The organism is Roseivirga sp. AWQ4_251 (assembly GCF_056158225.1).
Genome location: NZ_JBSWSW010000001.1, coordinates 2,221,322 through 2,247,479 on the forward strand (window position 1 = coordinate 2,221,322; position 26,158 = coordinate 2,247,479).

The following is a 26,158-nucleotide window of genomic DNA, read 5'->3' on the forward strand; positions in this document are numbered from 1 at the left end:
AAAATGAAAAATACAATCTTATATATTCTATTAGTCGGCCTCTTAATAGTTAGCGGATGCACAAGCAAATCCCCTGAAGTTGAAGAAGCCGGACACGAAGAGCACGCCAGCGGTGAAGAAGCTGGTGAACACGGTGAGGAAGAAATGGGAGAAGTCCATTTATCGGCACTCAAGTTTAAAGCCCTGGACATGAAATTGGATACGCTCCCAACCAGGGCATTATCAGCGCTGGTCATTGCCAATGGTCAATTAGAAGTACCTCCTCAATACGAAGCAACAGTCACGGCAATCATTGGAGCTAATGTTTCATCCATCAAAATCATTGAGGGAGATAAGGTAAACAAGGGTCAAGTATTGGGTTACCTGACTCACCCTAACCTGACACAACTTCAAACCGATTATATCAAATCCTATAGTCGCCTCCAGTACCTTGAAAAAGAAATTCAGCGTCAAAAAAGACTTTATGAAGAAGAGGTTGGGTCAGGAAAAACATATCAAGAAACCCAGGCTGAATATCTCGCAATGAAAGGCGAAGTGAAAGGTTATGAAGTACAGTTAAAACAGCTCAGCTTAAACACCTCCAAAATTCAAGAAGGAGACATCTACCAGTTTGTTCCCGTAATAAGCCCAATAGATGGATATATAGAAAAGGTTCTGGTTCAGGTGGGGCAGTTTGTTGACCCGCAGAAGGAAATGTTCACCATTGTAAACAACGAGCATATCCATGCCGATTTAATGGTCTTTGAAAAAGATGTTTATAAAGTGAAAAAAGGACAAAAGGTATCCTTCACTGTGGAATCCGTACCTGGAAAACGACTGGAAGCGGAAATCTATTCTGTTGGCAAACAATTCGAACAAAACCCCAAAGCAGTCCATGTACATGCAGAAATCAAAGGAAAGACAGATTTCTTGGTGCCGGGAATGTACATCAATGGAAAGATCCACACGCAGAACGAAACGGTGAAAGCGCTACCCTCAGAAGCCATTGTAGAAGAGGATGGCAAGCCCTATATCTTTCTTGCTGAAGCCCATAAAGAAGATGGTGAAACTGAATGGGCATTCAGACCAGTCGAGATTCGAACCGGTATTTCAGAAGAAGGCTGGACAGAAATCAACCTACTGGAGCCTATGCCAGAAGGCACTAAAGTGGCCCTCAACAACGCCTACTACCTGGTTTCCGAAATGAAGAAAAGCCAGACTTCTCATAGCCATTAGGATCATCAGAAACAAAAGCAATAGCCGTTCACTGCGGCTATTGCCAATTCTTGAATAAGACATTAAAAGAGATGAAAGAAATAAAAGCATTTATAAAACCAGCAAAAGTTCAAGGTGTCGTAGATGCGCTGCGAGATGCAGGATTTGAAAGTGTAACCCTATCCAAAGGAGAAGGTACCGGAGCTCATAAAGATCCTGATGCATCTCCATCATTGGATTTTCATTTTACCGATAGCCCGATTGTTAAGCTGGAACTGGTCTGCCAAAATGAGGAAACGGATAAAGCCATTCAACTGATCTGTGGCAAGGCTCAAACACCTGAACCGGGCGATGGCATTATTTACGTATCAGAAATAGATGATGCTTATCGGATCAAGACTGGAAAATCTATTAAAAGATTTGATATGAAGTAGATATGTCAAGTCCAATTGAAGAAATGCAATATCTGGCCCGAAAAAGAGGAGGGCTTTGTCTATCCGATTTGTACATAAACAGCAAATCAAAACTGTGGTGGCAATGTGCTGAAGGCCATCGCTGGCAGGCGCTACTCCCTTCAGTGTAAGAATAAGAAAAAGCTGGTGCCCATTCTGTGCTAACAATAGGCCTCACGGGATAGAAAGGGTGAAAGCACTGGCTGCTACAAAGGGCGGTACTTGTCTTTCTGAAGAATATATAAATTCCAAAACGCCACTCAGATGGCAATGTAAAAACGGCCATCGTTTTCTGGCTACTGCAGACAGTGTGGTACAGGGGAAGTGGTGTAAAAAGTGTAAATAAATGTTAAACCTTAAACCCTCATAGTTATGATGCATGATTGGTATTTCGGAGGAATGCACTGGATTTGGTGGATCCTATGGCTGATCCTCATATTTTGGATATTTCTGATTCCATACCCTACACCCGGGCAAAGAAGAAGCAAGGATAAAGCCATGGAGGCGCTAAGAGAGCGCTATGCCCGAGGGGAGCTCAGCGATGAAGAATTTGAGCAAAAGAAGAAAGTTCTTCAAAACAGGAAGAAATAGGTATAGGGTCGCAGGTGTCTTCACATCAAATGTGGCACCTGTGGCTCCAAAACTGACAAGAAGATGAAAAGCAAGTTACTTCTATACATCGCTATTGGGTTTACCCTCGGTATTTTCTTACTACAGCCTTTGGTTATTTCACTGCACATGTACGATATGCAGGGAGACCAGGGAAATTGGTGGGCATGGCTACTTACTTCCTATCAGCAGGTTGTTGGATCGTGGGATGTGGATCAGGCGGTTACCAAATTGCTCTTTGGATTGTTAGGTGTTATCCTCGCACTTCTTTTTATGATCAGACAAAAAATATTTCAGCTTACCGGGAAAAGAGATAGACTGGAGGAGATCAAGGAGCTTATAGCTGCGGGAGAAAACCAGCAGGTAGAATTTAAATCTACTTTGAGGTGGGACTTACACCAATTTAAGCCGAATAAGGCACTGGAAACAGTAGTAGCTAAGACAATAGCCGGATTTATGAATACAAGTGGAGGACATCTGTTCATCGGTATTGATGATTATGGACAACTACGAGGTTTACAGGAAGATTATGCCACGCTAAAAAAACCTGGCAGAGATGGTTTTGAACAATACATTATGGAACTAATATCCAATAAGCTGGGAACAAATTTATGTACGTTGGTAGCCGTTTCTTTTTACAAGATCGAGGCATATGATTTCTGCCATCTCGCTATCAAAAGGGCCGGTTCCCCGGTTTATCTTCATGATAACGACCGTTCTCATTTTTTTGTTCGCACGGGCAACGGTACACGTGAGTTGGATATACCTGAGGCACTCGATTATATAGAAGAAAATTTAAACGTTCGTTAATGATGAAAATCAAGTTGTTTATACTTCTGCTAATTGCCTTCAACTCCTTTGTGGTTAAAGGTCAAACGCTTTACAGGACTACTGAAGGGCATATAGTAATGGTAGCTGAAATATATGATGAGCAGGTGATTGCTGAAAGTCATCAACTATTGATTCAACTGGACTATGACACAAAAGAAATTTCAGGTAAGCTTAACCTGAAAAGCCTGGATGTTGGTAACGGTTTTTTAAGTGAACAGAAAAGCCAGCTTTCAAACGATGCATCAAGAATCACTTTTTCCGGGAGGATTCCGGTGGATGATTTTATTAGCCAGCCTCATTCTCCTATATCGTTTAACTGGCCTATTAAAATTATAACAGGTGAACGGGAATTTCAGGTAGTAATGAATGCCACGCTCAAGCATTTTAATGGTGGAGAATCCATTGCATGTTTGCTAAGTGCTACGGGAGATTTTTCTACAAAAGAAGTTGGTTTGGAGTCCTTCATCCCAGGAGTTAGTGAGGCCTTAAAAGTGCAGTTTACGCAAGTGATACTTAGAAAAAATACATTATGAGTAGTACGATAAAAGAATTAGAGGAAACTCTTGTAAAGAATAAGATAAACCCAACAGCAATGAGGCTCTTGGTATTGGAGTACCTGTTAGATCGTGAATCAGCAGTTAGTCTGACCGAATTGTACAAAGATTTCGAAAAGTCAGATCGTACTACGCTCTATCGAACCCTGAAAGTTTTTGAAGAAAACGGTATGGTTCATAGCATTGATGATGGAACCGGTGTGCCCAAGTATGCTTTATGTGAAGATGGTTGTAAATGTGAAATAGAAAGAGACCTGCATCTGCATTTTCATTGCAGAATATGCGGAGAAACTAAATGCCTCACTAGCTATAAAATTCCTGAAATTGTACTTCCGCCTGATCATCAGGCCGAAGAAGCCAATCTGGTGGTAAAGGGCATTTGTCCACAGTGCAAAAAGGAAATAATTAAATAAAAAGAAATGCTGCTCAACAAACGGATATCCATACTTGACTTTCTTAAAACAATTAAGATTGATATTATACTTATTACAACTTATGCAGTTGTGGTCGGTACTCTAGATCAATACGAATTTCTTGGCAAGATTTCAGTTCCAATAAGTGTCACAGCCGTGTTCGGTACCGCGGTAGCATTGCTTTTAGGTTTTCGTACTAATCAGGCTTATGAGCGCTGGTGGGAAGCCAGAATTATTTGGGGAGCCATCGTAAACGATTCCAGAACATTGGTCAGGCAGTGCGTGTCTTTTTTCAATAGAGAGCATCAAGACTATAATCTTATGGTAAAACAAATGACCGAGCGGCAGATCATCTGGTGCTATGCCCTTGGTGAAGCATTGAGAAAGCTGCCCAATACATCCAGGGTAAAGCAATATCTTGATACACAAAACATTGAAGCCTTTAACCTGCCCAATGCCTTACTTTCTGAACATGCTGAAACGCTATTAGCAGCAAAAGAAAAAAACATGGTTAATGATTTTCAGCAGGTGCAAATAGACAGTACAATAGCCCGACTGTGTGACTCCATGGGAAAATGCGAGCGCATCAAAAACACCGTTTTTCCAAAAGCCCACAGTCTTTTGATCCATACCATCATTTATATTTTTGCCACCATGCTTCCGTTTGGGTTGTCGGATAAATACCTCTTGGTAGAAATTGGACTTACCATTGGCATCCCAATCATTTTTATAGCCATAGAAAAAACTTCCATACTCATGCAAGACCCTTTTGAAAACCAACCCTTGGATACCCCTATGACAGATTTATCAGAAACAATAGAAATTAATTTGAAGCAAATGATTGGAGAGAGGGATATTCCTGTAAAAGTAGAATCAGATATTTATTACATTCTTTAAGAATACGAAACTTTTTAAAATGAAAAAACTACAGATACAAATACCCCTCATTCTGCCTGAGGTACCTGACGAAAAAGATCAATGTGTACATAAGCTCATCAGTCGCCTACAGGATACTGAAGGCCTGGAAAAAGTTCATGTAGTCGATAAAACCGATAATGGTATACCGCAGCTTTGTTTTCACTACGATCCGGAGAGGATTTCCCTGGACCGTATTCAAACACTTGCCGTTCGCACAGGTGCTTCCATTCTTGATAAATATGGGCACAAACTAATAGAAGTAGATGGTATCAGGCATACCAGGCATGCTCGCAAAATTGAAGAAACGCTCACCAAACTTGAAGGCGTTTTACAGGCAGCCGTCTCTGCTTCCGGCATGATTGGTATTGAGTTTGAAACAGCCAAAATCAATGAAGAAGAAATTCTCAAGTTCCTGCGTAAACAAGGTTTGGATATTCTCACAACCCAGGTTGATGTAGAACGATACATTAAAAACACTTCTCAGGATTCAAGTCAACCGGAACACTTGCACAAAGAGCAGGATTCTGAAAAAGAAGCTACAGAACACGACCATTCACACGGAGGCATTTTCGGTAAAAACACCGAACTGATCTTTTCCATCATCTGTGGAGCATTATTAGGAATAGGTTTTGGCCTCACTTACCTGGAAGCTGTCCCATCATGGGTAAGCATGGCACTCTACATTGGAGCATATTTCTTTGGAGGGTATTTCACAGTAAAAGAAGCAATTGAAACGGTAGCCAAAGGAGGCTTTGAAATTGATTTCTTAATGCTGGTAGCTGCTATAGGAGCCGCCATTTTAGGTGAATGGGCAGAAGGCGCCCTACTATTATTCCTTTTCAGCATTGGCCATGCATTGGAACATTATGCAATGAACAAAGCAAGAAAATCCATTGCTGCACTGGCAGAATTGGCCCCTAAAACAGCATTGCTAAAGAAAAATGGACAGACCAGTGAAGTTGGCATTGAAGAGCTGAAGATAGGTGATATCATAGTAGTCAAACCAAACACCAAAATCTCTGCTGATGGTGTGGTGGTGGTAGGTCAAAGCACAGTGAATCAAGCACCTATCACAGGAGAAAGCGTACCCGTTGACAAAAAGCCAGTGGAGGACACTGAAAAAGAATGGTCTCAAGACGATGACATCAAAGATGAAAACAGAGTTTTCTCCGGAACCATTAACGGCAATAACACCCTCGAAATAAAAGTCATCAAAGAGGCCAAGGACTCCACCCTGTCACGCCTGGTAAAACTGGTCAACGAAGCACAAACTCAAAAATCCCCTACCCAGCAGTTCACGGATAAATTCGAAAAGTACTTTGTACCATCCGTTTTAATACTGGTAGTACTGCTGAACTTCGCTTTTCTGGTACTCGATGAGCCATTCAGCGAAAGTTTTTACAGGGCAATGGCAGTTTTAGTAGCGGCCAGTCCATGTGCCTTGGCCATATCTACCCCTAGTGCAGTACTCAGTGGTGTTGCAAGGGCAGCTAAAAGTGGTGTACTCATCAAGGGAGGTCGACCATTAGAAGACCTGGGAGTTCTTACCGCATTGGCATTCGACAAGACAGGCACACTTACCGAAGGAAAACCTAAACTGACAGAAGTTGTAGCACTGAATAAAGCAAATGAAGATGAGGTGCTCAAAACAGCCATAGCTGTCGAGAAACTCAGCGACCATCCTTTAGCCAAAGCAATAGTACGGGATGGAAAAGAGCGATTGAAAGATTCAGAGATACCTGAAGCCAAAAATCTCGAAGCGGTTTTAGGCAAGGGAATCAAAGCTCAGTTAGGAAAAGACAAAGTATACATCGGCAATCTAGACTTGTTTGAATCTCTGGATGATAAAAAACCATCGAAAGAGATTGAAGAAAAAGTAAAAGCATTAGAATCCGATGGAAATACAACGATGCTGATTCGTCAAAATAATACTTTCATCGGTATAGTTGCTTTGATGGACACTCCTAGAAAAGAAGCAAAGAACACGCTCGATCAGCTTAAGAAAATAGGCATCAAGCGCATGATCATGCTGACTGGAGATAATCAAAAAGTGGCGGATGCAGTTGCGAAAGAAATAGGCCTTACGGATGCATGGGGTAGCCTGCTTCCGGAAGAAAAAGTAGAAGCCATCAAAAAGCTACGGGAGAAAGAATCCAAAGTGGCCATGGTTGGAGATGGAGTAAATGATGCTCCCGCAATGGCCAATAGCACAGTGGGCATTGCAATGGGAGCTGCAGGAAGCGATGTAGCTCTGGAAACAGCGGATATAGCCTTAATGGCCGATAAGCTTGAAACCTTACCTTTTGCCATTGGACTCAGCAGAAAATCCAAAGCCATTATCAAGCAAAACCTATGGGTAAGCCTTGGCATTGTCGCTTTGCTCATTCCACTGACCATTTCAGGAATTGCCACCATAGGTCCTGCTGTAATGGTACATGAAGGATCAACCCTACTGGTAGTGTTTAATGCCCTCAGACTGCTTGCCTTTAAGGATAAATTTCGCAATTGATCAGGTAATCAGACTTGATAACCTACAGAATCTCAATTATCAAATCACCTAGCTATGTTCCAAATTCTCTCACTAACAAATGGTAACATCATCGCTACAAAAGCTGATAGCCAGCTTTCACAACAGGATATGGAAAAGATTCACCCAATCGTTCACAACATCCTGGATAACAATCAAAGAGTAAGATGGTACTTTGAAATAGAAGATTCTGACGGATGGGCCTCCCAGGGACTGTGGCTGAATTCAAACATAGATATACAGCATGCTGCGGACTATGAGAAAATATCCATCGTGGTAAACCGAAAATGGCAAGAATGGATTGTGCCCTTTTTGAAACCATTTTGCAATGCCGAAATCAGATACTATGACTATGACAATCAAACCTTAGCCAAAGAATGGATTCATCACTAACTGAAAACAGTAACGGTTATATTAAACAAACCGCAAAGAGATTTCTCGACAGGGAAACCACAGGCGGGCTATGCCTAATTGTAGCCACAATCATAGCACTTTTGCTAGGCAACTCCCAATGGGCTGAGGCATACCATCATTACCTGTCAGATGAATTTATATTTGAGTTTTCAGAACATTTTAGCTTTGGACTCACCATCGAGGAATGGATCAATGATGGACTAATGGCCATCTTCTTTCTGGTGGCTGGAATGGAATTGAAAAGAGAAATACTGGTTGGAGAGCTATCTTCCTTCAAGAAAGCTTCAATGCCCCTATTTGCTGCATTCGGAGGAATGCTCTTTCCAGCATTGATTTTCACTGCTTTAAATCTGCAGCAAGAAAGTATCAACGGGTGGGGAATTCCCATGGCAACCGATATAGCCTATTCTCTGGGTATTATTGGCCTGCTCGGGTCTCGAGTGCCATCACAGTTAAAATTGTTTCTTATTGCTTTAGCTATTGCAGATGATCTGGGCGCTATTTTGGTAATTGCCCTGTTCTATACTGAACAAATAAACGGGCAGTTCTTAGCCACAGGATTGAGCATATTCCTGGTTCTCATGCTAATCAATTATCTAGGTGTCAAGAATCTACTTTGGTTCATCATTGGAGGTATTGTGCTATGGTTTTGCTTTTTGAATTCAGGCATTCACCCAACCATTGCAGGAGTCCTTTTTGCTATTACAATTCCAGTCAAGCCAAAATTGGATAGCAAGATATTAAAAGACAGAACAGCTCACCATGTAGCAGCCCTCGAACAAACCGAAATAGAAACCAAAGACCCTTTACAAGACATCCAACAAAGGAGGATATTAAAAGCGATCAAAAGGGATACAGAAAACTCGAGACCCCCGCTACTAAAACTTGAAAACGCTTTAGTCGATTTCAATGCTTTTTTTATCATACCTGTTTTTGCCATTGCCAATGCAGGTGTCAAGCTCAACATTGGTATTTTACAGGTTCTCTCAAGCTCCCTCGGGCTTGGAATACTACTGGGACTTGCCCTTGGCAAAGTGTTAGGGATCACTCTATTTTCCTACTTAGGAGAAATGCTGGGCATTTCAGAGCGACATACATCTTTGCGTTGGCCGCATATTATCGGCATGGGAATGGTGGCAGGCGTAGGCTTTACAATGTCTCTATTCATTACCAATCTGGCATACGACAACGAACAATTGATCCAGGTAGCAAAGATCAGTATTCTTTCAGCTTCACTCATCGCTGCGCTAGGAGGTACCGTTACATTATTCTTCACCAAACCAGGCAACGAACTCTAAAAGTGGATGAAGCATAATGCAACCAGAATTTCCATTTGAAAATTTCAATCAACTAATCCTCGGCAGAGCAAATACTTCTCAACAGCCTCCTCAAGACTTCACTAAGCTCTCAGAAAGCATTATTCATTCCATCGATCAATGCTTCTTCCAGTTACAAAGCAAGGCTCAAGCCGAGTTCTATATCCATAAGACACTCCTAACAATAGATACATTCGAGTTTAAAGTACGTGAAGAGCTCGAAACAAATGATAGTATATCCAGAGAGAAGGCACTAAAACAATCCCTCCAAGACCTGGATGATATCAGGTTTTATATTGAAAACACCTACCACATATACATTGATACCAGACAGCACCTATCCCGAATAGGTACTCAAAAATTCTTAAGACACCTCAATCCAAAAAAAGAGCTATTAGAAGGTTTTCTAGGCAAAAGCGATATCAGCCCTAAGCTGAAGAAAATCACCCTTAAACCACTCCAAAAACTTACGAATATCGATGGTGAAAGCATTACACACCAAAAGAAGCAATACCTAAATACCTACGTAACCAAACTTATTCAATGGTTTGAAACCTCACCAGACCCTGATGCAAAGGAATTGTTGGAAATTCTGTGTGTCCTCAACTTCAACAGTATAGGCATGCTTTCATTTATGGCCAATCACTATAACGCAATAAGAGACGAGCTGGACGATAACCAGCAATATCTCGACTATCTTCAAAAATCCAGACATTGCCTTCGTAGGATCAGATATATTAAAGGAACAGCTTACAGTTCAGATTTGCCTCCCTTGAAAACACAGGTTAACTACTGGCTCAAAGAGGAAATTACGATTATAAAACACTCAATCAAACAAGAATCGACTGTAGACACCCAAACTCAAAAGCTTCGCTTCCAACTTTCGGTAGAGGTGATCACCAGTCTCTTTCGCCTATTTCACGACACCAAAAACACAAGTTCCGGAGCAAATCAAACAGTTCGGTGGTTAGCAAAAAATATCTCCTCAAAAAATCAATCGAACATATCACAGCAGAGCGTTCAGCGCAAATTCTTTGAAAAACACTCAGACAAACAACCCCTAAAAGAGCTATTGAACACCTTACTCAATTACCTCAACCGCAAATAACTCTCCACTTCCTAGGGGAATACCTATGGCAGTCGCCCGGAAAGTCAATAAAATCTGAAGAGCACTACTCCCGCAACAGATCCTCACACCCCAGCTGCTCCAAAAGGCCATACAGCTCTACTAAGAAATGATAGCTGACACCACCCCTATTCAAAAGGCTGCATACCGACCACTCACGAAGCAATTGGTTTAGGTTTTTGACATTTTGCGCCACTAGAAATGAAAGCAATTCACCTTCTACAGGTAGTTCCTCCAACCTTTTATATAGCATGGTGAAATTCTCTTGGCTCATGACATTCGGAAAGGGAGTTCTCAATTTCCACACAGATAACCATTTTAAATAATGAAGTGAGTTATCTGTTTATGAACTTTAATTAAAGTTAGTAAGCAAACAACTATGTTACTAATAAGTAGGGCATTTTTAGAAGTAACATTTAAGCGGTTGCTCACTTTGTTTTGTGGAATGTCAAAAGATAATCAGGAGATCAATTTTGATCAGGAATTAGACAAACTTGCAAAGCGAATCAAAAGTCTCAGAATAGCCAAAGGCTACACCAGTTACGAAGTATTTGCCTTTGAAAATGGAATTCATAGGGTACAGTATGGCAGGTATGAAAAAGGCGGAGACTTACGATATACCTCATTACTTAAAGTAATCAAGGCACTTGACATGACCCCTGCGGAATTCTTCTCGGAAGGTTTCGACTAATATCCCCTGGAGAATATTAAAGGGGTGTCATACCCTTTCTCCAACATTCCCCATCTCCTTCTCCGTCATTCCCGTGAAAACGGGAATCCCTCAATTTTTCAACGAGCTATCTCCAAAACACCTTACTGATCTCCAGGAATTTTTGCAGAAAGACCAACCACGCTAACCACTTACCCTACTACCTGTTATTTTAGTCTGAAAATTTTAATCTTTCCGCTATGTATTATACAATAAACATATCATGCCCGCTAATGTCGTCACATCCGAAGACCTCTATTTTTTCAAAGATGAGCTAATACAGGAGATCAAAAAACTATTACAGACCCACGGTACACCTCAGCGTAAATGGCTCAGAAGCCAGGACGTTCAGGAGCTGCTTTGCATCAGTGCCGGTACCCTCCACAACCTCCGCACCAAAGGCCACCTCCCTTACTCCAAAGTAGCCGGAGTAATCTTCTATGAATATGATGATATAGTGGAGATGTTGAGGAGGAATAAAATAAGCTGACTTACCTCTCCAGAAAAAATAAATTAACAAAAAAGACTATTATGAAGTCTTTAGTATGACCTCATTAGAAATCATATTTAGTGCATTACCAAATGCCTTTTCCAAGTTATCAATAGAACTTAATACTTCCTCAAGATCACTGATGTTCAATGCAACGTGTGCACTGGAAATAATAGAATTTGTTGGATGACTAATATGTAGGTGAGGCCCACTTTTGTAGATATAGATTTCACTGTCTTTTGATTCGGATGGATCACAATGAAGTGAAAGAAGTTCCTTTTGGTCTAAATCAATCAACTTCAAATAAGCATTCGACAATTGCCATTCTTTTTTCTCGGTCTTTTTCCATACCTCAAAATAATTACCTCTAATGCTTTTTGAAAGAGTTTTGAATGTCATGTCCCTATGACTATTCGTTACTGGAGAAGAGCCACTAAAAACAGAGAATATCATTGAGTTTCCAGTAGTACTCACCCGTCTCGCTGTAATATCCTGCCTATCACCCAATAAGGGTCTTAGCAGCTTCCTTATTTTATTCTCTCGTTTATGTAAATCTTTCTCCGTGTATAGAATTGCCATCTTAAGGAGGGTTAATCTATGTTCAAGAATTTCAATTCATCTTCACTCAATCCATATAATTCCGCCACCATTCGTTCAAGTCGTTTATCTAGCTCAATTTGTTTTCCTTTCTTTGACTCCATTCGTTCTTTGACCAATTCAATAATTTTCTTCAGTTTTATCTTATCCACCTCTTCATGCGAGGGAATAGGCATACTCTTTAAATACTTTGGTTCGAGCATTGCATATCCCTTCTGATACTTTGGTGCATGATTGATTAAATACCAAAAGCAAACGCTAGAATTCAAGACAGCCGTATAATAAAACAATAAGTCTCTCTCCTTAGACCACTTCTCTTTTAAAACAAGGAATGGAGCTCTGGACACAGCAAACTTTCCAGTAAAATCAACCGTGAACTTTGGTGTATATACCAAATGAGGCGTAACTATTTTTGGAACAAGCATAAATTTCGGACTTCTAGGTCTACTAGGATACCACCAATTTATTCTTCCATCTTGAACTTCCTTTCTTTCAGATAACTTAGACTTGGACCTGTTTAACCTCGAAAATGTCTTCGGATACTTGCTTTGTAATCTTTCCTCATCAATTTGTTGTGTTCCTTCAAATGGATAGAAAAAGTATTGATCACTTCCGGATAGATTCTCATAGGACTCCACATCCCTATCGTCTAAGAAAGGAATATAGATGGCTCTTTCTTCCTTAGGTATACTTTGAAAATGCTGTATGAATACATCAGAAGCTCCAGATGAAAACCCAGTCCTAATTTCGAAAAAAGAGTCAATTGTAGGGAATTCTTCCAGACGCATTTTTAGCTTATGCTCTGTTGGTGGCAATAAGTACCACTGTTCACTTTTGAAAAAGTCCTGAGTAACATCATAAATAGCATAATATGGATTGTTAAGCCGATTACCACTTAACAATTTGTATAATGCTTCACCTACATTGTCTTGTACCTTTGCTATTGTTGCAAGGGGTTCTGCATTATACGCTCCTTTTTCTGTTCGCTCATTAGGTGCTACCTTCTCAAATATTAGGAGTATTGTATAAACGTTCTCAGCAAAAACTTGGATTTCAGTCAAATCTACAATACATCTTATAAAGGTGTTTTCTATTAGATATTTTCTTAACTCCTTGGCACTATCCATTATCATGAAGGTATTTGGTATCACAAATAACCCTAATCCCCCATCCTTTAGATTGTCTATTGCAATTTTTATGAATGGCAAATACAAGTCAGATCTTCCATACGCCAGATTACCAAGAAACTCACGAAGCTTTTGCCTTTCAATGTCAGACAAATTATTATAGGCCACATAAGGAGGATTTGCAATTACCACATCTCTTTTCTCATCATTTTCTGTAAATACATCCAATGCATCCGCTTCGATTATTTCAAACGGATTTTTGGGGAGTTCATCTGTTAGGACCAAATACAATAATGTAAGAGAAAGTTTAGTCGCATCACATGCAGTTGGATTAATATCTACACCCTTTATATGTAAAAAGCTTTCTTTCACCTGATCAATAAGACCAAGACCAAGCGTTTCCGCCTTCTTTTCCAATATGGTGCGCAAGAATATTCCAGATCCAACTGCCGGATCCAATACTGAAATGGGTTTGAACTTAAATTGGGGTTGATTTACTTCAACATATCTCGCCAAAAACCTCGCAACAAACTGAGGAGTATAGTATGTCCCTGAAGACTTCTTATTTTCTTCAAATGGGATTGGTGCCCCAAATAGATTCAACTGGTCAGTTGTTTCTACTCTAAGGATTGATACATATCTTTCATAAATTCTACTTAAAGCGTGTTTTGAAATAATCGAAAAGTCATATTTGTAAGGAGCAAATTTGTTAAAATAAAATTCATTAAAGAACCTATAGATTATTTCCTTATTGATATTATCAAACTTTGAACATGTGTTTAGATCAATAATATGATCCGGCCAAGAATCAATGCCAAACTGGTTTAAGAAATTCTCGAAAACGCTTTTTAGAGATTCATCTTTCTTTTGCAGTAAGAATGTCGGTAAACCTAATCTTATTTCTTTAGAGTCACTTCTTCTAGTGTAATGATCCTCAACAGCCCTTGTGAAAATAACAGTGTTAAATAAATTTGATAAATCTCTATTATCTACTTCATTCCCTAATTCTGAAGACAGTACTCTCTTCCAATTTGAAATGGTATCTATGAGTGCATCATCCAGAGCTTTTATATTTGGGTAAAGTCGCTTTTCTGCAATGATTTTCTCGAAGAAATCACTTCTTAAGTTCTCTACATCAGATTTAATAAGCCCACTGTAAAGTAATTGCTCTTCTTTTTTGTATCGATTATGAAAGCCATTTACTCTTTCCAAGTCAACCGATATATGTAAGTCAACAAGGTTATTGTAGGAAATTTTCAATAGATCCTCATGCTGAGAATAGCTTAAGTCACTGTAGCGATACCTGTTGTTGATAAAAGTAATCACAGCAGAGTTCCCTAAACCATGCTCAACAAATAAATGACCAGTAACATAGCCATCAGGCCTTTCATTTTCTATAATGTCACTAGGGTACCAACCAAGATTCTCAGCAAAATTTTGTAGTTGCTTATATGTTTGGTGGTTGCCTTCCCACGGTCTGGTTAAGTTTTGTATTATTGGAAGCATATCTGCTTAATTCTTTTTTATATGTCTATATATTTCATCTACTTTTTTTTCCAAGTTCTGAATTGGTAAATTATCTACATAATTAGGGTAACCGATAAATGCTTGAAAATCCCATATTTCCCTTATGTTTCTTTTTTTAACTGAGTAAGGTGAATATTCTTTATTGTCTGACACCAATTTAAACTCATCAGGTTTGTCCGAATGAAACACCCTTTTAAAAACCACCCCTTCATCTCTTAGGATCAATACATACCTCCCCCCCTCATTTAATTCGTCAAGATTTTCAACATACCTACCAATAACTATAAATCCATTCTCAATTGGGGGCATAGAATATCCATCTATTTCAAAAGCTCGATATGTTCCCAGTCGCAACCCAGGGATTTGAAATCTTGGCAAAGTCTGCACATATTCAGGGTCAGAATATCCATTAATATAACCCGCCCTAGCAGTAACAGGGACAAATTCGATGTTTTCTTCTCCGTCCTTATCCACGCTTATTGTTAATATTTTTAAGTTATCCTCTTGATATTCTTTTCCTATTAGTACATCAATGGACAAGTCGAAATAATTAGCCAGTATTTCAAGTCTTTCCAAGCTAGGTTCACTTTTCCCATTTTCGTAATCAGCCAGTGTCGAACGACTAAAATCCAATAACTTCGCCAGTTCTCCCTGAGTAAGATTTCGAGCTTTTCTATAGTTCTTTAAATTTTCTGCAAACCTATTTGACGGATTTTTCGTCATAATGACGGATTTTTCGTCAAATATACATAAAGTATCTTCAAAGTAGCAATTTAAGCACCCGACTTCATCGAAAACACGACATTTGATTGCGTTAACAAATTGTAAATCCCGCTTTCAACAAAACCAGGCTTTCCATAGAATACGTTAATGTTTTCTGTTTTTTTGACTAATGGTTGTCTAGGGAATTTCATCCAGGAAATCAGAAAAAGCAAAGATCAAAACTGCTATCTTTAGATACCATCTAACAAGAAGGAGGCTAAAAAGAGATTATGCTACTTGGCTTGATTCCATTTCTTCTTTCAGCTCATCAGAAAATCCTAACGTCCAGAAATATGATATCAAATTCACTGAAAAAAGACATTGAAACATACCTCAGCACTGCTGATGAACTATGGTTTGCAATAGCTCTAATAAAGGACAGCGCATTTGAATACATCAAGAGCTCAATTAAAGAGAATTGCAAGCAACACTACCTCTTAGGTATTGATTTACCAACAACACCAACTGTTTTGAGGACCATACAATCAACCTTAGAACCGGGGCTAGTTGAATGTCAAGTTTATAAGAATCAATTCAATTATCACCCTAAAGTGTACTTATTCAAATCAAATGCCTTATTCACTGCATTCATCGGTTCATCTAATCTTACCGATGGAGGCTTAGAAAAGAACGTGGAATTAAATTACAAGGTGACCAATCAGGATGATTGTCTTTCAATCTTGACATGGTTCAATGATCTATACAAAGAAGGATTCCCCTTAACAACGGAAAATATACGTGAATATGAAAAGCAAGTGGAGGCAATTCACGAATCCGAAGAGAACCTAAAGCAAAGGAGAAAATCTATCAAGCTTAGAAGACCAAAATCAAATCAAGACCCCTTAGATAGTATCGACTTCTCAGACAGATATTTCAAGAAAGAACATCATTTAGCATTTCGGAGAGAATTGTGGTACAGTGATAGCGAGGAGGCAATTGCTGAGAGAGAATTAGCAAAAGAAAAATGCATCGAGTTACATAAAACCATTTTCCAACAATTCAGCGACTACGGAATTCAAATACTGGAACCTAATCCCATGCCCGACCATTTGATTTCTATGATTCGACAAATTGATCCAACTAAACCAAGAGCGATTGATGCCATGTGGCTGAGCTATGGAAAGAGTGAAAGTGAAATAAAAAAATACCAAAAGGAAGTTGGCCCAGATCAAAAATCCAAACAGACTTTTATCCATCATGCGAGATTGCAGATAAGAATTGATACTAAGAATATTGGTATTTGGTTGCTTTTCGCAAAGGAAAATGAGGGAGGGATATTTGATAGAGCATTTTTTAAAGACAGAATGAGAAATGCGGACTATAGAGAAAAGCTATTTCGAATACTTAAATCATTACCAGAAGAGTACTTCATATCGGTAGGAGGCAAAAAGACGTTTTGCTCCGAATTCAACTCATCTGACGACCTTCACAGATTTTGCAAGAATGATAATCTTCAACAGTACTTTATAATTGGCAAGGATTATAACATCAGTGATTCCCAAATGTCAGAAATAAACTTACCCTCAGAAACACTTGACGTTTTCAAATTGCTCTTCCCTCTTTATGAAATGATGCGCCATAGGATAATGAATTAAACATAAGTATCCTTTCATCCCATCCCCCTAACCTATCCCTCCAGCCTGTGCATTCCGCTTCGCTGCACTCTCAAGCTTCCGGTCACCCACAACAAGAGTAGCCCGTTATTCCATTCCGCTCTGCTGCATTCCATACCGTGCCACACTTGCTTTTCCCAACCCAAACGAGTATGAAAAAACTTACCAGAAACAATCAAGCACCCCGAAATGGTTATTCGAATCACCCCTCATTTCGTTAATGAAGAAATACCGCCTTACAGCAAGAACAACTTATGGTTTTTCAGGCACAATCATTTCTTTTTGATTATTTCTTTTCAAACTAAAGATTACAACAAGAAAAAAAATTAAGGATACAACACCCCCCAACAGAAAATTTCTATCATTATAGAACCTAACAATCAGTCCGGATAACGGATAAGCAAAAGCCCACCACAAATGTGACCATGCAAAATGTGCTCCATATACTCGTCCTTGCTCGGGTTTCGGAACATTCAAAGCTATCAGCGTTTGCATACTTACATTTACCAAGCTTTGTGAAGCTCCTGCAATAAACCAAGCAATCATCAGAAATGGCAAGGGCAAAAAATTACCGGGAATAATAATTAACGAAACAACTACAGCTCCGATTATAGTTAATCTCACTCTGCTAATAGATTCATTTATATTACCTAGTAAAAATGCGGCCAAACTGGCTCCTATGCCAAGTGACGCCATTACCCAGCCGTATTCTACTTCACTTTGATTTAGATTTCCTTTCACATAACCCACTGTTCCGACCAAAATCATAGCTCCAGCAATAGATGTTACCAATTGCATAAACAAAGGAAATCGCAAATTCATATTCTTAAATAAATGAGTTGTTCCCGTTTGCAGGTCTTTCCAACTGATTTTATTAACCCTGCCCTGCAAGTGACTACTTGAAACCTGAAGCTTTCCCGGCAAAGTGAATATAATAATGGCTGCAACAAAAAAAGTTATAAAGTCCAGATAGAATAATTGCTCCAACCCGATAAATGCTGCCATTGCCCCCGCAATGCCAGGTCCCAGTACACCTAATAATTGATATGTTGAAGCCGAAAGAGAAATAGCTTTGCCATACATTTTTTCATCATCAAATACTAAAGGTATAGTAGCGTTATAGGTCGGTGTAAAAAATGCATTGAAGCAGTTCAACAATCCAATTAAAATATAAAGTTGCCAAGTGGTTTCAACGAAAGGAAGTAATCCAACGATTGCTAATCGAAATAAATGAGTAATCACTAGCACATTCTTTCTGTTAACTCTATCTGCAATTACTCCCGCAATTGGTGAGAGAATGACAAACACTGATACTCGTATCGTAAGTGCTATCGATAATATGGTTGCTGAGTTGTCTGGGGAAAGTTCAAATGCCAAAAGCGCTAAACCTAACCAAGTTAATGCATCACCAAAAAGACTTATCGTTTGTGATATATAGAGCCTCAGGAAAAGACTGTTTTTAAAAGTCTGAAAAGGAAGTTTTTTTATTAATAGATTCATGCTGATAATAATTGTACCTGTGGGGTGAACCTTCAGAAGATTTCATTCCAATTCACCCCCAGGGCTTTAAATCAATAACTTATCCTCTTAAAACATATTCCCCTTTTAATCTCAGTTTAACCGTAATATCCTCATCACTGTTATTCCTAAAATACCAACCATGTTTCCCCTTAAATGGAGCTAGAAATGTTCCAACCATATTATTCGAATATGCAATGGTGTAACTCTCAAAATACGTTTGATTACTTGGCGTTTCTTCATCCACTTCACCATGAAAATCAAAATAGAGTACTCCATTTTCAGTCAACCATTCATATTTGAGTTTACCATACTTTAGCACATTTATTTTGTATTCAATGCCTTTCCCTGCTGGCACAGTAATGGAAATTTCATCTGTCCTTTCTGAATACTGCTTTTCAGGAGCAGGGTCAAATGCTTCTTTTGGGATAGCAACACCTGGACCAGAACCGGCCTTCTCCAGACGAATAACAGGCCTGTTTTCTTTTACTATAGCCATATTCTCGGTAGTTCCAGGATCATCCTCAATATAAAGTTTACTAAAGCCCAGAGCCTTCCCGACTCCTGTTGGATCCATGCCATACTCAGCAGGTAAAACTGCCATCACTAATACTAACCCGCCTAAAATGACTGCTATGAGTGTTGCTTTTATAAGCTGCTTTTTATCTAAAATTTGTTGTTCCATGTTTAAACATTTATGAGGTGAAATAACCTGTTAATTGAAAGCCCAGGAGCAAAAATCCTGCTGCCATAAGAAGAGTATTTGTTAGTGTTGCAAATCGTCTGAAACTTGGCTGTCTTCGCCATGTAATAATCAGTAATAGCACTAGTGCCAAAGCCATAAATTGGCCTATTTCAACACCTACGTTAAATCCTATCAGATTGGTAAACAGCCCCTCCCTATCAAATTTAAATTCTTGCAATTTGCTTGCTAAACCAAAACCATGAAACAGCCCGAATATGAGCACAGCTGCTTTGGTATTCGGTTGCTTTCCGAAAAAGCGTTTGAATCCACCTAAATTATCAAAGCCTTTATATACTATAGAAAGGGCAATAATGGCATCAATCAAGTATGCATTAATTGCAATATCTGCCATGACACCCAATAATAGCGTTATGCTATGCCCAATTGTAAACATGCTAACATAGAGCAGAATCTCTTTAGTACGGTATAAGAAGAAAATAACACCAACCAAAAAGAGTAAGTGATCATACCCGGTTATCATATGCTTCGCTCCAATATAGAGGAAGGGTATAAATGCAACGCCACTGTTTCCAGACAAAAACGTTTGAGTATTTTCATCCACTCCGTGTGCATAAACCTGTGTCCCTAAAAAGCTGAATAGAGCCAACATTGCTAAAGTCACTGTCTTTCTATTCTGAAAGACAGTGAACATTTGTTTAAATAACTTATCTAGCTTAATGTGCATGACCATGTTCTTTTACTTGTCTCAAACTATCCAGTCTTCTGGCTTCTTTTTCTTCCTGATCCTTCATTGAGTTCTCCACAGGAGTTTCCTTTTCAATAGGCTGTACAACTTGCTTTTCCTCTTGCTTGCTTTCGTTTGATTTATTTCCATTACAAGCACTTAGCATAAGAAGGGCAACAGCAGGTATAAACATTAACTTTTTCATAATTTTATTCTTTTTGATTTTATTGATTATTCTTCTTCTGAATTGATTTTAGCTGCGATGATGGCATAGGCATTTCCAACGACCCAATCTTGTTCTTCAATGGAATCCATTCCAGGAACTTCAACTGCCGTATAGCCATCCGCAATTGTTCCGGTTCTTATTGCAACCAGTTCGAACACATAGTTGTCATTTGTTTTTGAAACTAACCTGATCAGAAAGTCATTGCCACTATACTTAACTATGGCATCAGATGGAACTGTTACTTGTTGTGCTGCACTGGTTTCAACCAATGCCTTAACATACATACCTGGTAGGATTCCCTTTTCATCACCGTCTGATATATGGCAATGAACAGGTACAATTCTATCTTCTGAACTCGCTTTCCCTACAAGAAATACAGTAGCCTTACGTTGATATCCACTTTCATTTCCCTGCGAGAATCGCAGATCTTGCCCTTCTTGTATTTGAGAAATATCCTTTTCATAGGCATTTAATACGATGTGAAGCTCATCGGTATTAACTATCTCGAACAACACATCTTTAGGGTTGATATAATTACCCAAATTGAAATTACTTGACTTTATAAAACCATTAATTGGCGAATACACGCTAGCCTTTCGACTTAGGTTACCACCTTTCAGCAGGTCGATATTAATCCCAATAAGATTTAATGTCTCTTCAAGTCCTTTAATTTTAGCCTGAAGTATTTTGTAATCAGAAGATACTTTTTGAAAGGTCTTAGCAGAGTTAACATCTTGATCTCGCAATTTTTGTTGCCTTTTGTACTCTTCTTCCAAATATTCCAATTGCCCTAGACTCTCCAGATACTGTTGTTGGATTTCAATGAATTTTGGGTCTTCGAGCATGGCTAACACCTGACCCTTCTTTACCCTTTCACCTGGTAACAATGCCGGAGTTGTCAGGTACCCACCTAATGGTGCAGAAAGAGTTGCGTTACCGCTCGGTTCAATATCCACTTCACCATTCAATTTGAGCAAATTACTCAGGCTTCTCATTTCTGTTTTCCCAATTTTAACATCTGCTAACTCAAATTGAGCCTTTGTAAAAAACACCTGGTTATTACCCGTTTCATTGCTTGTTGATTCACTCGGTACTGTCTCCCGATTTTCTTCTTTTGAACTTTCACATGCCATGAAAACATTCATGGCTATGGCCATTAAAATGGTATATTTTATATTGGATTTCATTTTTTCTATTTTTAATATTTGGTTACTGATTATCTAATTCCCAAGAGTTGTTCTATCTCGATAACGACCTGATTATTCTGCCAGACAGTATTTAGATACTCCTGCTGTATATCAATAGCCAAGGTGAGGTTAACAAGTTGCTCACTATATGAAATCTCTCCATTTTTGAAGCTTATCTCGGAATTGGAAATAATCAAATCAGCTTGTGGTAATGCCTCTCCTTCAAGATACCTCAGAGAGCTTTGCAACTTATTGTATTCCTGCACCAGAGAGTTTAATTGACCTCTTAATTGCGTCTCTGCAAGGTCGGCCTGTGAATTGGCAATCTCCGAATTTATTTTCGCGGAGCTTATCTTTGACCGATACCCGCCAGGAAATATTGGTATTGAAACTCCAAGAGTAAAATATCCAAATCGGTCTGAGCTATTAAAATCATGGTAAACACCATTATAATCAGCTCCTCCGATATAAGTTTGGCTGGAATATCCTATTAACAAATCTGGAAGCATTTTATTTCGCTCAACCTTTACCTGCTGGGTGTTAATAACTACGTTCTGTTTTAGATAATTGAGAATCGGGTTATCACTGATAGCAGTCGTATCTGATAATAGTTCTGTCATGCTCTCTTTTTGGAGATCATCACTTTTGATTTCAAACTGTTCACTGGTATTAAGTAAAACCGCCAAGGCAGTTTTGGAAATTTCCAGTTCTGCATTGAGCTGTTTCAGCCTGTTTTTTATTCGCATTGATTGAGTACTGGCAGTTACTTTCTCAAGGTTGGTTGATTCCCCAGATTCATACCTAGCCTTGCTAAATCTGCTCAGATTGGCGTATATACTATTCTTGCTTCTCTAATAGATTGATTTGTTCCTTCAGATAAACAAAATGCATATAGGCGTACTTTACTTTTGTTACCAATTCATTTATATCAACAGCCTTTTCCAACTCACTTGCCAGAACCTTTTCCTTGCCCAAATTGGCTTGGGCACTATAAAGTGTCGGAAAATTGATACGTTGGGTTATATTAAAAAGATTATCCTGAATAGTAGGATTACTTACCACACCCTGAGAATAGGAAACATCGGTTTTCGGAATTGTAACAGACCCTTTTTTAAGAGCAGCTGCTTCTTCAATTCTGTAATTGGCAATTTTTATTGCTTGGTTATTTTGAATAGCCATTTCAATTGCCTGATCCATAGTTAAACCCGATTCACTTGCCTTTAATGAATCTTGTCCACTGACGTTCTGTGTAAATAATAAGCCTCCAAAAACGAGAAACACACTTAGTGTTTTTGAGCCTTTAAGCTTAATCTTAGTATTGCTGAAATAGATATAAAGAACTGGAAGTACAATCAGTGTTAATAATGTGGCAGTGAACAAACCACCAATAACTACTGTGGCTAAAGGTCTTTGAACCTCAGCTCCAGCCGTTGTTGATAGTGCCATAGGTAAGAAACCTAGTGAGGCCACAGCAGCCGTCATAAGTACGGGTCTTAGTCGTACTTGTGTGCCTTTCAATACTCTTTCATAAATGTCAGATATACCTGATTTTTCAAGCCTATTAAACTCTCCAACGAGCACTATACCATTAAGTACAGCTACACCAAACAAGGCTATAAAGCCAACTCCAGCGGAGATACTGAAGGGCATATCCCTGATCAAAAGAGCGAAAATTCCACCAATAGCAGATAAAGGAATAGCTGTAAAGATTAGTAAGCTTTGCTTGACTGACCCAAAAGTGAAATACAATAAGACCAGAATTAGAAGCAATGCCAACGGCACAACAATAGCCAGTCTTTTGCTTGCTCGTTGTAGGTTTTCAAACTGTCCGCCATAAGTCACATAATATCCTGCAGGCATGTTAACCTTTTTCGAAATCACATTTTGAATATCTGAGACAATACTTTGCACATCTCTGGTTCTTACATTGAAGCCTATCGTAACTCTCCGCTTTGCATTGTCTCTTTGAATTTGAACAGGTCCCGGTTCAAAGACTATATTTGCTACCTCTCTAAGTGGAACAGTTACTCCATTTGCATTTTCCACATATAGGTCTTGTACATCGGCAATGTCTGTTCTATGTCCTTTATCTAATCTAACTACCATATCAAATCGTCTTTCCCCTTCATAGACAAGACCGGCAGATTTACCCGCAAAAGCAGTAGCAATTGCCTGGTTAATGTTTTCTACATTCATTCCATATTCGGCTATCTTATCTCGATCTAACCCTATTTTAATTTGAGGTAGTCCGGTGATTTCTTCTACATACAAATCTTCAACCCCTTCAATTGATTTGATATTTCTACCAACTCTATTGGCCAGTTCCGAGAGCATATTAAGATCTTCTCCATAAATTTTAATGACTACATCCTGCTTTGCACCAGTAAGAAGTTCGTTAAACCGCATTTGTATTGGCTGTTGAAAACCGAATGTTGCATTTGGAATCACAGATAATGACTGTTGCATTTTCTCCGCAAGTTCTTCTCTGGTTTCCGCGCTTACCCATTCATCTCTTGGTTTAAGAATAACCATCATATCTCCGGCCTCTATAGGCATAGGATCAGTAGGTATTTCGCCAGACCCAATCTTATTTACCACCTGTTTCACTTCAGGATATTCCCTTAAAATGATCTCTTGTGCCTTTTTGGAAACTTCAATGGACTGTTGCAGTGAACTACCAACAGGCACTCTGGTTTCTACTGCAAAATCACCCTCATCTAACTGAGGTATAAACTCACCACCCATTCGGCTAAATGTGAAAAGGCTTATTATGAACAGTACTACTGCCACTCCTAAGACAATCCCCTTTTTATGTATCGCTCTTTCAATAACAGGTTGATAGATTCGCTGGAAGAAATCCATCATTTTATCTGAAAAGTTTCGCTTGTGTTCTGTCTTTTTACTTAATACTAAAGCAGACATCATCGGAACGTATGTGAGGGAGAGTATAAAAGCTCCAAGGATGGCAAATGACACAGTCTGAGCCATAGGGGTAAACATTTTGCCTTCTACACCTACAAGTGCCCAAAGAGGGAGGTAGACAATCAAAATGATAATTTCCCCAAAAGCGGCTGATGTCCTAATCTTACTTGATGATTCGAATACCTCGTGATCCATTTGATCTCGTGTGAGCATGGCACTTCCTGCATACTTTTTCTTACTATTGTTAACCCCATGAAGTACAGCTTCAACTATAATAACTGCTCCATCTACAATAAGACCAAAGTCAATTGCTCCCAAACTCATAAGGTTTCCTGACACTCCGAATAAACTCATCATTCCAATGGCAAACAACATGGCTAGCGGAATAACAGATGCTACTACAAACCCACCTCTTAAATTTCCAAGAAAAAGAATTAGAATAAATATGACTATTAAGGCTCCTTCTGCTAGATTCTTAGTTACCGTAGTGATTGCATTATCAACCAATTTTTTTCTATCCAGAAATGGCTCAATTGTGACACCTTCCGGCAAAGTAGTTTTGATTTGTTCTATCTTATCCTTCACATTACTGATAACCTCAGAAGAGTTGGCACCTTTCAGCATCATAACAATACCTGTTACGATTTCTCCTTTGGCATTTTGTGTAGCAGCTCCATATCTTACGCTATGGCCAAATCGCACTAAGGCAATGTCTCGAATTAAAACCGGAGTTCCTTTTACATTAGACTTGACGACAATTTTTTCAATCTCACCTATATTTTTAACCAATCCTTCACTTCTTATGAAATAGGCATTAGGATTTTTATCTATATAAGCCCCGCCTGTGTTTTGATTATTGGTATTAAGGGCTTCGAAAACCTCATTAATACTTATATCAAAGCTTCTTAATTTATCAGGATCGATAGCAATCTCATATTGCTTTACATACCCACCAAATCCGCTAACTTCTGCTACTCCGGGTGTTCCTAATAGTTGTCGTTTTATTATCCAATCCTGGATTGTTCTTAATTCAGTAGCATCATACTGATTTTCAAACCCTGGTTCTGGCCTTACGACATATTGGTAAATTTCACCTAGCCCTGTAGTAACAGGAGCCATTTCCGGTTGTCCAACGCCTTCGGGGATTTCTTTACCCGCAATTGTCAAGCGTTCTTGTACTTGTTGCCGAGCCCAATATAAATCTGTACTTTCCTCAAATACAATGGTCACAATGGATAGCCCAAACCTGGAAAAGGATCTCATTTCCTTAATTTCCGGTATTGTCACCATTGTTTGTTCTACAGGAAAGGTTACTAACTGTTCCACCTCTTGTGCTGCCAGGGTGGGTGACACTGTGATTACCATCACCTGATTGTCGGTAATATCGGGAACTGCATCTATTGGCAACTTTGTCAATGAATAGCTTCCCCAACCGATCAATGCTAGTGTGAATAATCCGATAATGAGTTTATTCTTTATCGAAAATTTTATAATGTTATCTAACATGATACTTTATTTCATGAATACTTAATTGAATATTCTTTTTCCCAGAAATGAGAAAGTGAAGAGGTTAAAGACACAAGAAAAGCCACATCAGAGTGGATTTTTGCCCTTATACCATTAAGGTTGTAATGCAATGATTCAAGTCAATTGCAGAAAAAGTTTAAACTCCAATAATTAGCCTGCTAATATGTAT

26 protein-coding genes are annotated in these 26,158 nt (G+C 39.0%); 15 read left to right on the forward strand and 11 right to left on the reverse strand.

The window, feature by feature from the left end:
- The first annotated feature begins 3 nt into the window (after positions 1–3).
- From ACXACJ_RS09765 to ACXACJ_RS09820, 12 genes are all read left to right on the forward strand, one after another.
- Positions 4–1,215, forward strand: coding sequence for an efflux RND transporter periplasmic adaptor subunit (locus ACXACJ_RS09765; RefSeq protein ID WP_475134181.1), 1,212 nt, complete (start codon positions 4–6; stop codon positions 1,213–1,215).
- Positions 1,216–1,286: 71 nt separating this feature from the next.
- The gene (locus ACXACJ_RS09770) at positions 1,287–1,628 is read left to right on the forward strand and encodes a P-II family nitrogen regulator (RefSeq protein WP_475134182.1); all 342 of its coding nucleotides are present in this window, start codon (positions 1,287–1,289) and stop codon (positions 1,626–1,628) included.
- Between the two features lie 23 nt (positions 1,629–1,651).
- On the forward strand, positions 1,652–1,777 hold the full coding sequence (locus ACXACJ_RS09775) for a zinc-ribbon domain-containing protein (protein ID WP_475135080.1): 126 nt from the start codon (positions 1,652–1,654) through the stop codon (positions 1,775–1,777).
- A 241-nt stretch (positions 1,778–2,018) separates the two neighbouring features.
- Positions 2,019–2,237: an SHOCT domain-containing protein gene (locus ACXACJ_RS09780; protein ID WP_475134183.1), complete on the forward strand. Its 219-nt coding sequence runs from the start codon at positions 2,019–2,021 to the stop codon at positions 2,235–2,237.
- Between the two features lie 63 nt (positions 2,238–2,300).
- On the forward strand, positions 2,301–3,065 hold the full coding sequence (locus ACXACJ_RS09785; protein ID WP_475134184.1) for an AlbA family DNA-binding domain-containing protein: 765 nt from the start codon (positions 2,301–2,303) through the stop codon (positions 3,063–3,065).
- Positions 3,065–3,619, forward strand: a complete 555-nt coding sequence (locus tag ACXACJ_RS09790) for a hypothetical protein (RefSeq protein WP_475134185.1) — start codon at positions 3,065–3,067, stop codon at positions 3,617–3,619. The genes ACXACJ_RS09785 and ACXACJ_RS09790 overlap by 1 nt, the downstream gene beginning before the upstream one ends.
- Positions 3,616–4,053, forward strand: coding sequence for a Fur family transcriptional regulator (locus ACXACJ_RS09795; RefSeq protein WP_475134186.1), 438 nt, complete (start codon positions 3,616–3,618; stop codon positions 4,051–4,053). The genes ACXACJ_RS09790 and ACXACJ_RS09795 overlap by 4 nt, the downstream gene beginning before the upstream one ends.
- 6 nt (positions 4,054–4,059) lie before the next feature.
- Positions 4,060–4,950 (forward strand): bestrophin family protein, encoded by an 891-nt coding sequence (locus ACXACJ_RS09800; protein WP_475134187.1) that lies wholly within the window; start codon positions 4,060–4,062, stop codon positions 4,948–4,950.
- A gap of 19 nt (positions 4,951–4,969) precedes the next feature.
- Positions 4,970–7,480: a heavy metal translocating P-type ATPase gene (locus ACXACJ_RS09805; RefSeq protein ID WP_475134188.1), complete on the forward strand. Its 2,511-nt coding sequence runs from the start codon at positions 4,970–4,972 to the stop codon at positions 7,478–7,480.
- A 54-nt stretch (positions 7,481–7,534) separates the two neighbouring features.
- Positions 7,535–7,891 (forward strand): SpoIIAA family protein, encoded by a 357-nt coding sequence (locus ACXACJ_RS09810; protein WP_475134189.1) that lies wholly within the window; start codon positions 7,535–7,537, stop codon positions 7,889–7,891.
- Entirely contained in the window at positions 7,876–9,210 is a 1,335-nt protein-coding gene (nhaA, locus tag ACXACJ_RS09815) for a Na+/H+ antiporter NhaA (RefSeq protein WP_475134190.1), read from the forward strand. Before ACXACJ_RS09810 ends, nhaA begins: the two co-directional genes overlap by 16 nt.
- A 16-nt stretch (positions 9,211–9,226) precedes the next feature.
- Positions 9,227–10,336, forward strand: a complete 1,110-nt coding sequence (locus ACXACJ_RS09820) for a hypothetical protein (protein ID WP_475134191.1) — start codon at positions 9,227–9,229, stop codon at positions 10,334–10,336.
- A gap of 64 nt (positions 10,337–10,400) precedes the next feature.
- Here the strand turns inward: ACXACJ_RS09820 and ACXACJ_RS09825 are convergent, their stop codons facing one another.
- The gene (locus tag ACXACJ_RS09825; protein ID WP_475134192.1) at positions 10,401–10,607 is read right to left on the reverse strand and encodes a hypothetical protein; all 207 of its coding nucleotides are present in this window, start codon (positions 10,605–10,607) and stop codon (positions 10,401–10,403) included.
- Positions 10,608–10,733: 126 nt separating this feature from the next.
- Here ACXACJ_RS09825 and ACXACJ_RS09830 point away from each other — a divergent pair, with 126 nt between their 5' ends.
- Positions 10,734–11,045 carry a helix-turn-helix domain-containing protein gene (locus ACXACJ_RS09830; RefSeq protein ID WP_475134193.1) on the forward strand — a complete coding sequence of 104 codons (312 nt, stop codon included), beginning with the start codon at positions 10,734–10,736 and terminating at the stop codon, positions 11,043–11,045.
- A 241-nt stretch (positions 11,046–11,286) separates the two neighbouring features.
- Positions 11,287–11,553, forward strand: coding sequence for a helix-turn-helix domain-containing protein (locus tag ACXACJ_RS09835; RefSeq protein WP_475134194.1), 267 nt, complete (start codon positions 11,287–11,289; stop codon positions 11,551–11,553).
- Positions 11,554–11,592: 39 nt separating this feature from the next.
- On the opposite strand, the gene ACXACJ_RS09840 is transcribed toward ACXACJ_RS09835, so the two are convergent.
- From ACXACJ_RS09840 to ACXACJ_RS09850, 3 genes are read right to left on the reverse strand one after another with little or no spacing between them, the layout of a single operon-like run.
- The gene (locus tag ACXACJ_RS09840) at positions 11,593–12,132 is read right to left on the reverse strand and encodes a hypothetical protein (protein ID WP_475134195.1); all 540 of its coding nucleotides are present in this window, start codon (positions 12,130–12,132) and stop codon (positions 11,593–11,595) included.
- 11 nt (positions 12,133–12,143) lie between these two features.
- Positions 12,144–14,783: an Eco57I restriction-modification methylase domain-containing protein gene (locus ACXACJ_RS09845; protein WP_475134196.1), complete on the reverse strand. Its 2,640-nt coding sequence runs from the start codon at positions 14,781–14,783 to the stop codon at positions 12,144–12,146.
- A 6-nt stretch (positions 14,784–14,789) separates the two neighbouring features.
- Positions 14,790–15,527 (reverse strand): XRE family transcriptional regulator, encoded by a 738-nt coding sequence (locus tag ACXACJ_RS09850; protein WP_475134197.1) that lies wholly within the window; start codon positions 15,525–15,527, stop codon positions 14,790–14,792.
- Positions 15,528–15,859: 332 nt separating this feature from the next.
- Here ACXACJ_RS09850 and ACXACJ_RS09855 point away from each other — a divergent pair, with 332 nt between their 5' ends.
- Positions 15,860–17,161, forward strand: a complete 1,302-nt coding sequence (locus ACXACJ_RS09855) for a restriction endonuclease PLD domain-containing protein (RefSeq protein ID WP_475134198.1) — start codon at positions 15,860–15,862, stop codon at positions 17,159–17,161.
- 270 nt (positions 17,162–17,431) lie between these two features.
- Here the strand turns inward: ACXACJ_RS09855 and ACXACJ_RS09860 are convergent, their stop codons facing one another.
- The 7 genes from ACXACJ_RS09860 to ACXACJ_RS09890 all read right to left on the reverse strand — a co-directional run bounded on the left by ACXACJ_RS09860 (position 17,432) and on the right by ACXACJ_RS09890 (position 25,968).
- Positions 17,432–18,679, reverse strand: coding sequence for an MFS transporter (locus tag ACXACJ_RS09860; protein WP_475134199.1), 1,248 nt, complete (start codon positions 18,677–18,679; stop codon positions 17,432–17,434).
- Positions 18,680–18,758: 79 nt separating this feature from the next.
- Positions 18,759–19,382, reverse strand: coding sequence for a hypothetical protein (locus tag ACXACJ_RS09865; protein ID WP_475134200.1), 624 nt, complete (start codon positions 19,380–19,382; stop codon positions 18,759–18,761).
- A 10-nt stretch (positions 19,383–19,392) separates the two neighbouring features.
- Positions 19,393–20,127 carry a HupE/UreJ family protein gene (locus tag ACXACJ_RS09870; RefSeq protein ID WP_475134201.1) on the reverse strand — a complete coding sequence of 245 codons (735 nt, stop codon included), beginning with the start codon at positions 20,125–20,127 and terminating at the stop codon, positions 19,393–19,395.
- On the reverse strand, positions 20,117–20,332 hold the full coding sequence (locus ACXACJ_RS09875) for a hypothetical protein (RefSeq protein ID WP_475134202.1): 216 nt from the start codon (positions 20,330–20,332) through the stop codon (positions 20,117–20,119). The genes ACXACJ_RS09870 and ACXACJ_RS09875 overlap by 11 nt, the downstream gene beginning before the upstream one ends.
- Before the next feature lie 26 nt (positions 20,333–20,358).
- Positions 20,359–21,540 carry an efflux RND transporter periplasmic adaptor subunit gene (locus ACXACJ_RS09880; protein WP_475134203.1) on the reverse strand — a complete coding sequence of 394 codons (1,182 nt, stop codon included), beginning with the start codon at positions 21,538–21,540 and terminating at the stop codon, positions 20,359–20,361.
- Between the two features lie 29 nt (positions 21,541–21,569).
- Positions 21,570–22,286, reverse strand: a complete 717-nt coding sequence (locus ACXACJ_RS09885) for a TolC family protein (RefSeq protein WP_475134204.1) — start codon at positions 22,284–22,286, stop codon at positions 21,570–21,572.
- 91 nt (positions 22,287–22,377) lie between these two features.
- Complete coding sequence (locus ACXACJ_RS09890) at positions 22,378–25,968, reverse strand: efflux RND transporter permease subunit (protein ID WP_475134205.1); 3,591 nt, start codon at positions 25,966–25,968, stop codon at positions 22,378–22,380.
- Between the last annotated feature and the right edge of the window lie 190 nt (positions 25,969–26,158).

Coding starts and splice junctions, on each gene's coding strand:
- ACXACJ_RS09765 (WP_475134181.1), top strand. CDS start 4: ATGAAAAATACAATCTTATATATTCTATTAGTCGGCCTCTTAATAGTT.
- ACXACJ_RS09770 (WP_475134182.1), top strand. CDS start 1,287: ATGAAAGAAATAAAAGCATTTATAAAACCAGCAAAAGTTCAAGGTGTC.
- ACXACJ_RS09775 (WP_475135080.1), top strand. CDS start 1,652: ATGCAATATCTGGCCCGAAAAAGAGGAGGGCTTTGTCTATCCGATTTG.
- ACXACJ_RS09780 (WP_475134183.1), top strand. CDS start 2,019: ATGATGCATGATTGGTATTTCGGAGGAATGCACTGGATTTGGTGGATC.
- ACXACJ_RS09785 (WP_475134184.1), top strand. CDS start 2,301: ATGAAAAGCAAGTTACTTCTATACATCGCTATTGGGTTTACCCTCGGT.
- ACXACJ_RS09790 (WP_475134185.1), top strand. CDS start 3,065: ATGATGAAAATCAAGTTGTTTATACTTCTGCTAATTGCCTTCAACTCC.
- ACXACJ_RS09795 (WP_475134186.1), top strand. CDS start 3,616: ATGAGTAGTACGATAAAAGAATTAGAGGAAACTCTTGTAAAGAATAAG.
- ACXACJ_RS09800 (WP_475134187.1), top strand. CDS start 4,060: ATGCTGCTCAACAAACGGATATCCATACTTGACTTTCTTAAAACAATT.
- ACXACJ_RS09805 (WP_475134188.1), top strand. CDS start 4,970: ATGAAAAAACTACAGATACAAATACCCCTCATTCTGCCTGAGGTACCT.
- ACXACJ_RS09810 (WP_475134189.1), top strand. CDS start 7,535: ATGTTCCAAATTCTCTCACTAACAAATGGTAACATCATCGCTACAAAA.
- nhaA (WP_475134190.1), top strand. CDS start 7,876: ATGGATTCATCACTAACTGAAAACAGTAACGGTTATATTAAACAAACC.
- ACXACJ_RS09820 (WP_475134191.1), top strand. CDS start 9,227: ATGCAACCAGAATTTCCATTTGAAAATTTCAATCAACTAATCCTCGGC.
- ACXACJ_RS09825 (WP_475134192.1), bottom strand. CDS start 10,607: ATGCTATATAAAAGGTTGGAGGAACTACCTGTAGAAGGTGAATTGCTT.
- ACXACJ_RS09830 (WP_475134193.1), top strand. CDS start 10,734: ATGTTACTAATAAGTAGGGCATTTTTAGAAGTAACATTTAAGCGGTTG.
- ACXACJ_RS09835 (WP_475134194.1), top strand. CDS start 11,287: ATGCCCGCTAATGTCGTCACATCCGAAGACCTCTATTTTTTCAAAGAT.
- ACXACJ_RS09840 (WP_475134195.1), bottom strand. CDS start 12,132: ATGGCAATTCTATACACGGAGAAAGATTTACATAAACGAGAGAATAAA.
- ACXACJ_RS09845 (WP_475134196.1), bottom strand. CDS start 14,783: ATGCTTCCAATAATACAAAACTTAACCAGACCGTGGGAAGGCAACCAC.
- ACXACJ_RS09850 (WP_475134197.1), bottom strand. CDS start 15,527: ATGACGAAAAATCCGTCAAATAGGTTTGCAGAAAATTTAAAGAACTAT.
- ACXACJ_RS09855 (WP_475134198.1), top strand. CDS start 15,860: ATGATATCAAATTCACTGAAAAAAGACATTGAAACATACCTCAGCACT.
- ACXACJ_RS09860 (WP_475134199.1), bottom strand. CDS start 18,679: ATGAATCTATTAATAAAAAAACTTCCTTTTCAGACTTTTAAAAACAGT.
- ACXACJ_RS09865 (WP_475134200.1), bottom strand. CDS start 19,382: ATGGAACAACAAATTTTAGATAAAAAGCAGCTTATAAAAGCAACACTC.
- ACXACJ_RS09870 (WP_475134201.1), bottom strand. CDS start 20,127: ATGCACATTAAGCTAGATAAGTTATTTAAACAAATGTTCACTGTCTTT.
- ACXACJ_RS09875 (WP_475134202.1), bottom strand. CDS start 20,332: ATGAAAAAGTTAATGTTTATACCTGCTGTTGCCCTTCTTATGCTAAGT.
- ACXACJ_RS09880 (WP_475134203.1), bottom strand. CDS start 21,540: ATGAAATCCAATATAAAATATACCATTTTAATGGCCATAGCCATGAAT.
- ACXACJ_RS09885 (WP_475134204.1), bottom strand. CDS start 22,286: ATGCGAATAAAAAACAGGCTGAAACAGCTCAATGCAGAACTGGAAATT.
- ACXACJ_RS09890 (WP_475134205.1), bottom strand. CDS start 25,968: ATGTTAGATAACATTATAAAATTTTCGATAAAGAATAAACTCATTATC.